Here is a 13,750-nt window from a genome sequence, read left to right as displayed (position 1 = left end):
GCTTATTCCCCTTGTTCAGTGCGTAAGGTGGCGTAGGATTGCTTGAACAGTTGTAATAAACGCTGCTCTAACGCTTTGTCTTCTAATGATTCTTCAGCAAGCCTTCGAGAGAAGACTTCTTCAGCCGTTAATTCACTCAATGTTTCATTGGGCTGTGTAAGGTTTTGGCCTGTTTGGGCTCGACGAGCACGGCGTAGGCGAACCACTTCGACACAGCGATCTTGGGTGAGCGCTTCAATTCGTTGCTGGATATCGCCAAGATAATCTTGGGATGCGACTTCAATATCTAACCAAGTTGGGCGGTTTTCAGTGGTGGTGGGTAACGTCATAAGCTGTTGTTGCAGCTCTTTTAACGTGCCCTTAAGACTATACAGTGGTTGAGAAACAAGGATAGGCAGCAATGTAACATTGGAAAATTGATGACCCTTAAATTCCACTAAACACACACTTTTTTGTTGTTGTGATTCGTCAAAGCTGAGTGCAATGGGGGAGCCGCTATAACGAATATATTCTTTCCCACCAATTAATTGCGGGCGGTGGATATGCCCGAGTGCAATATAATCTGCTGGAGGAAAGGCTCCGGACGGAAATGCATCCAATGTACCGATATAAATTTCGCGGACGGAATCGGTGAGTTCTGCACCGATCACAGTGAGATGTCCTGTCGCGATGATAGGAATATCTAAGCCAAGAGCTTCGCGCTGCTTAACGGCTTTTTGGTAACAGGTTTGATAGTAATCACGGATGGCATTTTGCAATGAAAGTTGTTTTTCTTCACTACTTTGCCCTGCCATACTGATTTGAACATCCCTTGGGCGTAAAAACGGGATGGCGCAAACTAGCCCAGTCGGATTTCCTTGTTTATCTTTTAGCGTAATGACATGAGATTCACTGCTTGAGGTGATGACATGGGTGTTTAAATAACGTAATAGCGCACTGGATTCGTTTAGAACAGAAACCGAATCATGGTTGCCGCTTAAAATGACTAATTGGCAGTTAGTTCGTTGTAAATCAACAATAAATTGATTGTATAGTTCACGGGCATAGCTAGGTGGTGCCCCAGTATCAAAGACATCACCTGCCACTATCAGTGCATCCACTTGGTGCAGTTTGATTTGTTCAATTAACCAGAGTAAAAAGTGCTGATGCTCAGATGCTCGATTTTTGGTGAAAAAATATTGACCTAAATGCCAGTCTGAGGTGTGGATGATGCGCATGAGCTACCTATTCCTATGATTATGACGCTTTTACTATACTAATATTCAAACCCTATAGTTTGCTGTATCACAGTATACCGCATCGGTGCCATATGAAGGGAAGCGCATGAAAAATAGTTGAGAAGCGCTTCGCAATGAAAGTAGGAAGAAAGTAGGAAGCTTGGCTGATATGGCTTTTATGTTTCACTTACATGACAGTAAACTGTTAATCTAATGATGGATCGTAGCCTTACGTTGAGATATTCATAATTCTGTCACAAAACTGACGCATAATGCGGTCACATTAAAAATCTCTTCTTATTTACAGGAACAATCATGGCAAGACGCATTCTAGTTGTTGAAGATGAAGCGCCCATCCGAGAAATGGTTTGTTTTGTATTGGAACAGAATGGTTTTCAGCCTACAGAAGCTGATGATTATGATTCTGCGATAGCACAATTGGTTGATCCATTACCTGATTTAGTGTTGCTGGATTGGATGATCCCCGGAGGTTCAGGCATCCAAGTGATCAAACATATGAAACGAGATAGTGCTACGCGTGATGTCCCCGTAATGATGCTAACCGCGAGAGGGGAAGAAGAAGATCGTGTGAAAGGGTTAGAAGTTGGCGCGGACGATTATTTAATTAAGCCGTTCTCACCAAAAGAATTGATAGCCCGTGTTAAAGCAATTTTGCGGCGCATCTCGCCAATGTCGACAGAAGATATTATTGAAATGAATGGGTTAGTGCTTGATCCGACTTCCCATCGTGTTACGAGTAATGAGATTCCCATCGATATGGGACCTACCGAATATAAGCTACTTCACTTTTTTATGACCCATCCAGAGCGAGTCTATAGCCGCGAGCAGTTACTTAATTATGTTTGGGGTGCAAACGTGTATGTCGAAGATAGGACGGTAGATGTGCATATTCGTCGTTTAAGAAAAGCGTTAGAGCTAGATGAGCATGATAAAATGGTGCAAACGGTTCGTGGTACTGGCTACCGCTTCTCTGTGCGTTATTGAGAAACCATTAGGGAGAAACAGGGGTGCTTGAACGCTTATCCTTAAAACAGCTGATCTGGGGGCTGTTTTTATTTATTTTACCCGCACTAATATTATCTATTTTTATTGGCCACCTGCCGTGGCTATTGGTTATTTCATTACTAGCTGCGTTAATTTGGCATGGATATAACCTGCTAAAACTTTCAGACTGGTTGTGGCTAGATAGAAGTATGTTGCCACCAGATGGTAAAGGGGGCTGGGAGCCAATATTTTACGGTATTTATCAAATGCAGCAGCGTAACCGTAAGCGCCGCCGCGAATTAGGGCAACTTATTAAACGGTTTCGCAGTGGAGCTGAGTCTCTACCCGATGCGGTCGTTATGATGACCACGGAAGGCAATATTTTTTGGTGTAACCGCCACGCTCAACAGCTTCTTGGCTTTCGCTGGCCAGAGGATAACGGGCAGCATATTTTTAATTTATTACGTTATCCTGATTTTAGCCGTTATTTCACGGTGAAGAGTTATGATCAAGCGCTGACGATTGAATTGAACAGCGGTGAAATTGTGGAGTTTCGCATTTTGCCATACACCAGTGACCAGTTATTGATGGTGGCTCGAGATGTGACTGAAAAGCGCAGATTGGAAAAAGCACGCAGAGACTTTTTTGCCAACGTTAGCCATGAATTACGTACACCACTGACCGTCATTCAAGGTTATCTCGAGGTGATGGATGACCAAGAAGGAACATCACCGATGAATAAAAAAGCCTTATCGGTGATGCAAGAGCAGACCCATCGGATGGATAATTTAGTGAAGCAATTGCTGCAACTATCACGAATTGAGGTTGCCCCTCAAATTAATCTTGATGAACAGATTAATATGCCGGTCATTCTTAAAATGATTGAACAAGAAGCCATTGGCTTAAGCCAAGGGCGACATGAGTTTGAATTCGTGATTGATGAAAAACTGCGAGTGCATGGTAATGAAGAACAGTTACGCAGTGCGGTTGCTAACTTGGTTTATAATGCGATAAACCATACACCGGAAGGGACGAAAATTAAGGTGAAATGGCAGAAAACCAATAACGGCGCACAATTTAGCGTGAGTGACAATGGTCCTGGAATTCCTGCTGAGCACATTCCTCGCTTAACGGAACGTTTTTATCGTGTGGATAAGGCGCGCTCTCGACAAGGTGGTGGGGGAACGGGCCTAGGTTTAGCGATTGTTAAGCATGCTGTTCAGCATCATAGCAGCCAATTATCGGTCACCAGTCAGATTGGTAAGGGCAGTGAATTTTCCTTTACGTTACCGCCTGTTTTTATTGTGTCAGATAAAAAATAGGTGTGCCAAATAATCGCTAAAAATGAAACCTTGCTAATAAAATCATTGCATTAGCAAGGTTTTTTGTTTTGCTATTTCTTCCTTTTTGACGTTATTTTTAATCGCCGCGCTATATTTTCATTGTTATCCCTCAATTTTCTTCATCTTATCCTGCCAAAATACATTATGAGTGGTTAAATAATGTTTTGTTGCTGTTTTTTTAGCCTGAATATATACGGGATATTGCAAATTTACTGACAGTAATCACTGGTTCTTAAATTTAGTTTGGTACTTTATTCTTGTTTTCAGGTTTGCTCTTGCCTTTTTTCCCTATAAAAGTTTTACTTGTCGCCAGTTATTGGCGATTTTTACTGTTTTTTGATGTTTAGTATTACAAAGCTAACCAAGGCATGCATTTTATATTGTTAAAGTCATGTTAATCAGAACTCTATTTCGTCATATATGTTCCAATAGGTTATCTATGAGATAGCCTGTTTTTAATTCATAATTTACTAAAAATTAACATAATATGGCTCATCGTTTATCATCCAGAGATATCCTCGCCTTAGGTTTTATGACCTTTGCGCTATTTGTTGGTGCTGGAAATATCATTTTCCCGCCAATGGTCGGTTTACAAGCAGGTGAGCAGGTTTGGACTGCTGCACTTGGTTTCTTAGTCACTGGCGTCGGTCTTCCTGTTCTTACTGTTGTTGCACTAGCAAAAGTGGGGGGCGGTATTGAAGCGCTCAGCACGCCGATTGGTAAAACTGCTGGTTTATTATTAGCTGTCGTTGCTTACTTATCAGTAGGACCTCTTTTCGCGACACCAAGAACAGCAACCGTTTCGTATAAAGTGGGTATTGCGCCATTGCTTGGTGGTGAATCGGAAATCTCCCTATTGGTTTATAGTGCAATCTATTTTGTACTGGTCATCGGAATTTCGTTATATCCAGGTAAGTTACTTGATAGCGTGGGGCATATTCTGGCGCCAGTAAAAATGTTGGCACTGGCTATATTGGGTATTGCGGCGGTGATGTGGCCCGCAGGGCAGCCAATTGTGGCAACGCCAGAATATCAAAATATGGCATTCTCTAATGGTTTCATCAATGGTTACTTAACGATGGATACATTAGGTGCGATGGTGTTTGGTATCGTCATTGTGAATGCAGCACGCTCACGAGGTATCGAAAACTCCTCATTATTAACTCGTTATACTATGTGGGCGGGCTTAATTGCAGGGGTTTTATTAACGCTGGTTTATTTATCGCTGTTTAAACTGGGCGAGAATAGCGGTTCATTAATTCCAAATCCTGCCGATGGTGCTGATATTCTGCATGAATATGTTCAGTACACTTTTGGGAACTACGGTAGCTTCTTCTTAGCGGTGCTGATTTTTGTTGCCTGTATGGTAACTGCTGTTGGTTTAACGTGTGCATGTGCTGAGTTTTTCAGCCGTTATGTCGCAATTTCTTACCGTAAGTTAGTGCTAATTTTGGGTCTGTTCTCCATGGTGATTTCAAACCTTGGGCTCAGTAAGCTGATCGCATTTTCACTGCCTGTTTTAGTATCAATCTATCCGCCTTGTATTGTTTTGATTTTGATGAGCTTTACATTGAAATGGTGGCGTAATCCAACCATCGTAATTGCACCGACGATGTTAACAAGTTTTGTGGTTGGCTTGATTGGCGCAGTGAAAGCATCGGATAGTTTGAAGACCTACATTCCAGATTGGATGACGTCTATCCCATTATACCAACAAGATTTAGCTTGGGTGTTACCATCCGTCGCTGTGCTGGTTGTTGCTATTGTGTGTGATAGATTCATTTCACCATCTAACGAACGTCATAAACACGCGTAGTATTTTGTAAATACGCAATAAAAATGCCAGTGGAGGATAATCCCACTGGCATTTTTCGTTATCATGATGACTGAATTAATTCACACCCACAGCACTACCCGCAGGGCGGCGGACATCGTTAGAGCCATAGATAAAGCCTTCGCGAACTTTACCGGAAACGGCAGAATCGTTACCTGAGGATTTTGCACTGACGCCTGCACCATCAGGAATACCAATCATAATCAGCTCCGCAGCGCCCCATGGCGTCTGTTCAACCATCTTATATCCCATTTTATCTAGTAGAGCTAACGTATCTTTAGACACGCCACGCTGTTCATAGTAAACCTCGTCTGGGAGCCATTGATGGTGAATTCGAGGGGCATTTACCGCTTCTTGTGGAGGCATACCATGGTCAATAATATTTAACGCGGTTTGTAAGGTAATCGAAATAATACGAGAGCCACCCGGTGAGCCGAGAACTAAGAACACTTTGCCATCTTTGGTGACAATTGTTGGGCTCATGGATGATAGTGGGCGCTTACCGGGGGCAATGGAGTTTCTTTCTCCTTGTACTAATCCATACAGATTTTTTTCGCCGACTTTGGTGGTGAAATCATCCATTTCATCATTCAAGAAGAAGCCTGTACCCGGTGGGATAACGACGGAGCCAAATCGACCATTAATCGTGTAAGTGGTTGAAACAGCATTGCCTTTATCATCTACCACCGAATAATGGGTGGTTTCTGGTTTTTCATGCGGTCCCATACCAGGCTGGACTTCGGTAGACGGCGTCGCTTTGTTCGGAACAATTTCTTTTCGCAGATCTGCCGCATACTGTTTACTGAGTAATTTGCCTGTCGGGTTATCGACAAATGCAGGATCACCTAGGAATGTATTGCGATCCATGTAAGCATGGCGCATCGCTTCGGTCAGTGTATGAATATATTCTGCTGAGTTGAAGCCCATTTCTTTTAGGTCATAACCTTCTAAGATATTGAGGGTTTCACAGATAGTCACACCGCCGGAGCTTGGTGGTGGGGCAGAGATAAATTTGTAGCCGCGATATGTACAGCTAACGGGCGTTGTGTCTGCGATGGTGTAATCTGCAAAGTCTTGAGCCGTCAGGATCCCACCGTTTTTCTTCGATGCTGCCTCTACAATTTTAGGTATATCCCCTTCATAGAAGGCGACAGGACCGTTATTAGCGATTTTTTCTAAGGTGTTAGCTAAGTCGGTTTGAACGAGCAAGTCTCCAGGTTGGTAAGTACTTCCATCTGGTTTTAAGAAGATACGAGCGACTTCAGGATCTTGTTTAAAGCGTTCAGTTGTGGTGTCGAGTACATCCGTATCTCCACGGGTGAGTACAAAACCTTCTCTTGCGAGTTTAATTGCAGGCGCCATGACTTGTTGGCGGCTCATCGTGCCATATTTTTCAAGGGCATAATCTAAACCTTTGACTGTGCCTGGAACGCCTGAGGCGAGGTAGCCGTATAAGCTGGCATCTTTGATAAGCTTGCCATCTTTATCTAAATACATGTCGGCACTGGCGGCTTTTGGTGCGGTTTCTCGAAAGTTAATGAAGATATCTTTGCCATCAGCAAGGTGAAGTGTCATAAACCCACCGCCGCCGATATTACCACAGCAAGGGTTAACAACGGCTTGCGCGTAACCGACTGCAACCGCAGCATCCACCGCATTGCCTCCTGCTTTTAAAATATCAGCTCCAATTTGGGATGCGAGGTGTTGAGAGGAGACAACCATACCTTTTGTCGCTTCAACAGCGGGTTCGGAAGCGGCGTAAAGTTGACTTGATGTCAGCAAAGAAATCAGTAGTAAAGAAGGGCGCCATGCATTTTTTATCATTGGTATCTCCCGATTAAATGAAGGAAGTAACGCTTAGATGTAATACAAATAAATAATTTGTTAAATATTTGTATCGTTAAGATATAGCATGAATTATTTAGGGGGCTGAACAGCAAAAGTAGAAAAGTGTTAACGAGGTAGGAAAAATTGCAGATAAGAGATGTAAAAATGCCGGCATTGAGCCGGCATCTGAAAACTTAATTGGTAGAATTACAGACCAGTTGCGTTTTTAGTCAGGTAAGCAGCAACGCCTTTTGGTGATGCGTTCATGCCTTCTTTACCTTTTTCCCACTGAGCTGGGCAAACATCACCGTGCTCTTCGTGGAATTGCAGCGCGTCAACCATACGCAGCATTTCGTCGATGTTACGACCTAATGGCAGGTCGTTAACCACTTGGTGACGAACAATACCGTTTTTGTCAACTAAGAAAGAACCGCGCAGAGCAACGCCCGCTTCTGGGTGCTCGATGCCGTATGCTTTCATGATTTCACGTTTGATATCAGCAACCATCGGATATTTAACTTCACCGATACCGCCGTTATCAACAGGCGTTTTACGCCATGCGTTATGGACGAACTCAGAGTCAAAAGAAACACCAACGATTTCTACGCCGCGTTTTTTGAATTCTTCATAACGATGATCAAATGCAATCAGTTCTGAAGGACAAACGAAAGTGAAGTCCATTGGCCAGAAGAAGATCACAGCTGGACGACCGTTCAGGTGGTTTTTCAGGTTAAAGTTATCAACGATTTCACCATTACCAAGAACAGCTGCAGCAGTAAAGTCAGGGGCTTGACGTGTTACCAGAACCATAATGTACTCCTATGAGTTTTAAGGGTTTCTATCTCCGCAATCATAATGGGGCATGCGGATAAATATAACCTAAGGATAAGGATTTATCCTTGGAGAATAAAGGCATTAAAACCAATTAATATGATAGCTTTTACCTATCAATGGTATCAATTTGGCAAATTAATATCAATAAGATAGTTTTATTCCATTAAAGTGCAAGTTTTAATTTATTCAGATGCACGTAATGTGAACTCTTGGGCAAAAAGCTGTTGTTCCGCCGTCTCAATCATTAGTGGATAAAACTGAAAGAAAATATGTTCAAGCTCTGGATAATTAAGTAAAAAATCATCAAAAGAGCCACTCAAGGCAGCCAGCTTCGGTCGTCGTCTTGCCATGCCATTGAGCGATTTCCCGATATACTCTTTTTCTGCATAGCGAGTCAGCCATTGCTGAGACCACAGGTACTCATTTAACTCCTGAAATTTTTCAGGGGTATGACACAAATCAGGTTCAATGGTTTGCCGAGCAAAACGCACGAAATCAGAGAGTGAAAGGGTAGGAACGAAGCGTGTCCAATGTCGAGAAAGAAAGTGATCCCAGACCAAATCCAATGTGATAGGCGCAACTCGGCGATATTCTTCACGAAATAGGCGACGTGCTTGTTTGACGAGTGGGTGAGTATCGGTCGTTCTATCAACAGCCCTGTGCATACGGATCCCTGCGACAATATCGGCAGAATATTCCCCCGCGGGATTGCCGCGTACGTAGTCCGCCATCATATTTCCCAATAGAGAGCTTTTGGCTAGATGGGCAAGGTGAAGATGAGCAAGGTAGTTCATGTCGGTACTATAAACGAAAAAATGAAAGAAAAAAGAGTGCAGGCACATTCCGTGCGGTTTCAGAAAATATTTGCGCAATATTGCTTATTTTTTATACTAAATGGCGCTTATTTCTTGCGCCAAAGACAGTGCAGCACTAGACTAGTCGCCTTATTTTTTTAGATTGATGTTAATACAATGCGTGTATCCGATTTTACTTTTGAATTACCAGAAGAACTTATTGCCCATTATCCTCAGGCTGAGCGTAGCTCATGTCGCTTACTTGGTCTTGATGGTGCCACGGGACAGCTTACGCATGGTGTGTTTACCGATATTCTTGAAAAATTGGAGCCAGGGGATTTGCTGGTGTTCAATAACACTCGAGTGATCCCTGCTAGATTGTTCGGTCGTAAAGCGAGCGGCGGTAAAATTGAAGTTCTGATTGAGCGTATGCTTGATGAGCACCGTGTTTTGGCTCATGTTAGAGCGTCTAAAGCACCGAAGGAAGGTGCGGCATTATTGCTTGGTGAAGATGAAAGTGTGAACGCAACAATGGTTGCTCGTCATGGTGCTCTATTTGAATTGCGCTTTGATGATGCCCGTGATGTGTTGAGCATTCTTAACCAAATTGGGCACATGCCATTGCCACCGTATATCGACCGTCCAGATGAAGAGTCTGATAAAGAGCTGTATCAAACGGTGTATAGCCAACGTCCAGGTGCGGTTGCTGCACCAACAGCGGGTTTACACTTTGATGAGCCGTTATTAGACGCATTACGTCAAAAAGGCGTTGAGATGGCATTCGTGACATTGCATGTCGGTGCGGGCACGTTCCAACCTGTGCGAGTCGATTCCATCGAAGACCATATTATGCACTCTGAATATGCAGAGGTGCCGCAAGAGGTGGTCGATGCTGTGTTGGCATGTAAAGCGCGTGGAAATCGTGTGATTGCGGTGGGAACTACATCTGTTCGTTCACTTGAAAGCGCCGCGAAAGCCAGCCAAAATGCTTTAATTGCTCCATTCTTTGATGATACCCAGATATTTATTTATCCGGGTTATGAATATCAAGTGATTGATGCCCTGATCACTAACTTCCACCTACCAGAATCCACGTTGATTATGTTGGTTTCTGCGTTTGCGGGATATCAAAACACCATGCGAGCCTACAAAGAAGCGGTTGAGCAAAAATACCGTTTCTTTAGTTATGGCGATGCTATGTTTATTACGCCAAATGCGAATGCTCGTTTTGAGCAAGTCGGCTCGGCAGAACAAGAATAAGTGGCGGCGTCGCTGCTCGCTTAGATTCAGTAACCAATAGCACCAGACTGTTTTTCTGATGCTAGGAGATAAAACGTGAAATATGAATTACAGACAACCGACGGTAATGCGCGTCGTGGTCGCCTAATTTTTGAACGTGGCGTGGTTGAAACCCCCGCGTTTATGCCAGTAGGAACTTATGGCACAGTGAAGGGGATGACCCCTGAAGAAGTGAAAGAAACTGGCGCACAAATTTTACTGGGTAATACCTTCCATTTATGGTTACGTCCGGGTCAAGAGATCATGAAATTGCATGGTGACCTGCACGATTTTATGCAATGGCAAGGTCCGATTTTAACGGACTCCGGCGGTTTCCAAGTTTTTAGTCTTGGCGCCATGCGTAAAATTAAAGAAGAAGGCGTTCATTTCCGTAATCCAATTAACGGCGAAAAAGTCTTCTTAAGTCCTGAAAAATCGATGGAAATTCAGTACGATCTTGGTTCTGATATCGTCATGATCTTTGACGAATGTACACCATATCCAGCCGATTGGGATTACGCCAAAACATCAATGGAAATGTCATTACGTTGGGCTGCACGTAGCCGCCAACGTTTTGATGAGCTAAACAATAAAAATGCCCTGTTTGGAATTATTCAAGGCAGTGTTTACGAAGATTTACGCGATATCTCCGTGAAAGGGCTGGTGGAAATCGGCTTTGATGGGTACGCTGTAGGCGGCCTAGCAGTGGGTGAGCCAAAAGAAGATATGCACCGCATTTTAGAACACGTATGCCCGCAAATTCCAGCGGAAAAACCGCGTTACCTAATGGGCGTTGGTAAACCTGAGGATTTAGTTGAAGGCGTGCGTCGTGGCATTGATATGTTTGACTGTGTGATGCCAACTCGAAATGCACGTAATGGGCATTTGTTTGTCACTAACGGCGTGGTAAAAATTCGTAATGCGAAGTATAAGTCAGATACTTCATCACTTGATGAAGAGTGTGACTGCTATACTTGTCGTCATTATAGCCGTGCTTATTTGCACCATCTTGACCGTTGTAATGAAATTTTGGGTGCGCGTCTCAATACCATTCATAATTTACGTTACTACCAGCGCTTAATGGCAGGTATTCGCCAAGCGATTGAAGCTGGCAATTTTGAGCAGTTTGCTGCCGATTTCTATCAGAAGATTGGGAAACCTCAGCCTTCATTAAATAGAGCGTGAATTTAAAGTGCGAAGTTAGCCCGATCTGTGTAGCATATCGGGCTGTACCCTTCGTTCTTGCAGCTGAATTGTGGTTATTGGCATCAGCCAAAAGAATTATTTAGTGCAAATTATAGTTTTTAGTTCTAGTTACATAATGGTTTGATGTATTTTATGTAACTTGAATTAGTTAAAGTGTAAGTTTGAAATTGCTTTCAATAACAATGAGGAAAGTTGAATGAGTTTTTTTATTTCTGAAGCAGCTGCATCAGCAGGCGCACCCGCTCAAGGTAGCCCGTACTCTCTGATTATTATGCTGGTTGTTTTCGCGCTGATTTTCTATTTCATGATCCTGCGTCCACAGCAAAAACGTGCTAAAGATCACCGTAAACTGATGGAATCAATCGCTAAAGGCGATGAAGTTTTAACAACGGGTGGTTTAATCGGTCGTGTAACTAAAGTGTCTGAAACAGGTTATGTTGTTCTTGAACTGAGTGAGAACACTGAAGTAACTATCAAACGTGATTTCGTTGCTGCTGTTCTACCTAAAGGCACAATGAAAGCAATCTAATTCTGAATTTTCCCGAAGGGAACTGCCGTGCTAAACCGTTATCCTTTATGGAAGTATCTGATGTTGATCACTGCGATCCTCATCGGTTTGCTGTATGCACTTCCAAACCTATATGGTGAGGATCCGGCTGTTCAGATCACTGGCGTGCGGGGAACCGCCGCCAATGAACAAACGCTGATCCAAGTCCAAAAAGCTTTAGAAACAGATAAAATTCAGAGCAAATCTGTTGCTCTTGAGAATGGGGCGATTTTAGCCCGTTTCAACAACTCTGACGTTCAGTTACGTGCTCGTGAAGTTATCATGAACGCGTTGGGTGACCAGTATGTTGTTGCATTAAACCTTGCACCTGCTACACCAAAATGGCTTGAAGCTCTCGGTGGTGAACCGATGAAGCTGGGTCTGGACTTACGTGGTGGGGTTCACTTCCTGATGGAAGTTGATATGGACACTGCATTAGGTAAATTGCAGGAACAAAACATGGATGGTTTGCGTAATGACTTGCGTCAAGCAGGTATTGCGTACTCTTCTATTCGTAAAGGCAGTGATTATAGCGTCGAAGTTCGCTTCCGTAACGCTGATGATCGCAGTCTTGCTGAGAAAACACTGGCGCGTAAATACCCAGATTTAGTGTTTTCTGATGGCAGCGATAACACCATGATTGCTGTTATGACTGATGAGCGCTTACGTGAAGCACGTAACTATGCCGTCTCTCAAAACATCACTATCATCCGTAACCGTGTTAACCAATTAGGTGTTGCTGAACCATTGGTTCAACGCCAAGGTGCGGATCGCATTGTTGTTGAATTGCCAGGTATCCAAGATACTGCGCGTGCAAAAGAAATTTTAGGTGCAACTGCAACCTTAGAATTCCGTTTAGTCAATACAAGTGTGGATAGCTCAGCTGCAGAAAGTGGACGTATTCCGGGTGATTCAGAACTCAAATCTGACCGTAATGGCGTGCCTTATGTTCTGTATAAGCGTGTTGTTTTAACGGGTGACCACATCACTGACTCAACGTCTGAAACGGATGAAAATGGTTACCCACAGGTCAGCATTAGTCTTGATAGTGCAGGTGGCTCTATCATGTCTGACTTTACCCGTGACAACCAAGACAAGCTGATGGCAACCCTGTTCGTTGAGTACAAAGACAGTGGTAAAAAAGATGCTGCGGGTCGTGCGATTTTAGTCAAAGATGAGAAAGTGATTAACGCTGCACGTATTCAAGCTCGTTTCGGTAGCAAGTTCCGTATTACAGGAATTGATAACGCAAACGAAGCGCGTCAATTATCCTTGCTGTTGCGTGCAGGTGCACTGATTGCACCAATCCAAATTGTTGAAGAACGTACAATCGGTCCAACATTGGGTATGCAAAACATTGAGCAAGGTCTGAAAGCGTGTATCGCAGGTCTGTTAGCCTCTATCCTGTTTATGATTATTTACTATCGTAAATTTGGTTTGATCGCGAGTAGTGCTTTGATGGCAAACTTGGTGATGATCGTGGGTATTATGTCTCTGTTACCAGGGGCAACACTGACTATGCCAGGTATTGCAGGTATCGTCTTAACCCTTGCGGTTGCCGTCGATGCTAACGTTCTTATAAATGAACGTATCAAAGAAGAACTGCGTAATGGGCGCTCGGTACAGCAAGCGATCCACGAAGGGTATAAAGGCGCCTTCTCAAGTATTACCGATGCAAACTTAACGACGCTGATCACGGCAATTATTTTGTACGCAGTGGGTACAGGGTCGATTAAAGGCTTTGCGATTACGACAGCGATTGGTGTCGCAACCTCTATGTTTACAGCTATTGTTGGTACACGTGCAATCGTGAACCTGCTATACGGTGGTAAACGTATTAATAAGCTGTCAATTTAAGGAGCACG

At 43.5% G+C, this 13,750-nt stretch carries 11 protein-coding genes; 7 read left to right on the top strand and 4 right to left on the bottom strand.

The window, feature by feature from the left end; translation table 11 throughout:
* Positions 1–2 precede the first annotated feature (2 nt).
* Positions 3–1,217 carry an exonuclease subunit SbcD gene (sbcD, locus tag PR766_RS02875; protein ID WP_154636324.1) on the bottom strand — a complete coding sequence of 405 codons (1,215 nt, stop codon included), beginning with the start codon at positions 1,215–1,217 and terminating at the stop codon, positions 3–5.
* A gap of 315 nt (positions 1,218–1,532) precedes the next feature.
* Between sbcD and phoB the strand changes: the two genes are divergently transcribed.
* The 3 genes from phoB to brnQ all read left to right on the top strand — a co-directional run bounded on the left by phoB (position 1,533) and on the right by brnQ (position 5,381).
* Positions 1,533–2,222, top strand: a complete 690-nt coding sequence (phoB, locus tag PR766_RS02870; RefSeq protein WP_154636325.1) for a phosphate regulon transcriptional regulator PhoB — start codon at positions 1,533–1,535, stop codon at positions 2,220–2,222.
* Positions 2,223–2,245: 23 nt separating this feature from the next.
* Entirely contained in the window at positions 2,246–3,544 is a 1,299-nt protein-coding gene (phoR, locus tag PR766_RS02865; RefSeq protein ID WP_006657175.1) for a phosphate regulon sensor histidine kinase PhoR, read from the top strand.
* Positions 3,545–4,052: 508 nt separating this feature from the next.
* Positions 4,053–5,381, top strand: coding sequence for a branched-chain amino acid transport system II carrier protein (gene brnQ, locus PR766_RS02860; RefSeq protein WP_036974916.1), 1,329 nt, complete (start codon positions 4,053–4,055; stop codon positions 5,379–5,381).
* A gap of 75 nt (positions 5,382–5,456) precedes the next feature.
* Here brnQ and ggt read toward each other — a convergent pair whose 3' ends face one another.
* The 3 genes from ggt to PR766_RS02845 all read right to left on the bottom strand — a co-directional run bounded on the left by ggt (position 5,457) and on the right by PR766_RS02845 (position 8,854).
* Positions 5,457–7,223 carry a gamma-glutamyltransferase gene (gene ggt, locus PR766_RS02855; RefSeq protein WP_006657177.1) on the bottom strand — a complete coding sequence of 589 codons (1,767 nt, stop codon included), beginning with the start codon at positions 7,221–7,223 and terminating at the stop codon, positions 5,457–5,459.
* Between the two features lie 210 nt (positions 7,224–7,433).
* A complete protein-coding gene (locus tag PR766_RS02850) occupies positions 7,434–8,036 on the bottom strand; it encodes a peroxiredoxin C (protein ID WP_006662798.1) in 603 nt (200 codons plus the stop codon).
* 206 nt (positions 8,037–8,242) lie between these two features.
* Positions 8,243–8,854: an acyl carrier protein phosphodiesterase gene (locus PR766_RS02845; RefSeq protein WP_036963035.1), complete on the bottom strand. Its 612-nt coding sequence runs from the start codon at positions 8,852–8,854 to the stop codon at positions 8,243–8,245.
* 177 nt (positions 8,855–9,031) lie between these two features.
* Here PR766_RS02845 and queA point away from each other — a divergent pair, with 177 nt between their 5' ends.
* The 4 genes from queA to secD all read left to right on the top strand — a co-directional run bounded on the left by queA (position 9,032) and on the right by secD (position 13,742).
* Positions 9,032–10,114, top strand: a complete 1,083-nt coding sequence (gene queA / locus PR766_RS02840; RefSeq protein ID WP_006657181.1) for a tRNA preQ1(34) S-adenosylmethionine ribosyltransferase-isomerase QueA — start codon at positions 9,032–9,034, stop codon at positions 10,112–10,114.
* 75 nt (positions 10,115–10,189) lie between these two features.
* Complete coding sequence (gene tgt, locus PR766_RS02835) at positions 10,190–11,317, top strand: tRNA guanosine(34) transglycosylase Tgt (protein WP_006657182.1); 1,128 nt, start codon at positions 10,190–10,192, stop codon at positions 11,315–11,317.
* Between the two features lie 217 nt (positions 11,318–11,534).
* The gene (gene yajC / locus PR766_RS02830; protein ID WP_006657183.1) at positions 11,535–11,867 is read left to right on the top strand and encodes a preprotein translocase subunit YajC; all 333 of its coding nucleotides are present in this window, start codon (positions 11,535–11,537) and stop codon (positions 11,865–11,867) included.
* A 27-nt stretch (positions 11,868–11,894) separates the two neighbouring features.
* Positions 11,895–13,742 carry a protein translocase subunit SecD gene (gene secD / locus PR766_RS02825; RefSeq protein ID WP_006662794.1) on the top strand — a complete coding sequence of 616 codons (1,848 nt, stop codon included), beginning with the start codon at positions 11,895–11,897 and terminating at the stop codon, positions 13,740–13,742.
* Positions 13,743–13,750: the final 8 nt, after the last annotated feature.

Origin of the sequence: Providencia sp. PROV208 (genome assembly GCF_028479465.1) — a bacterium.
Classification (GTDB): domain Bacteria; phylum Pseudomonadota; class Gammaproteobacteria; order Enterobacterales; family Enterobacteriaceae; genus Providencia; species Providencia alcalifaciens.
The sequence above is the reverse complement of the archived record's forward strand: the minus strand, read 5'-3'. Positions and strand labels throughout refer to the sequence as shown.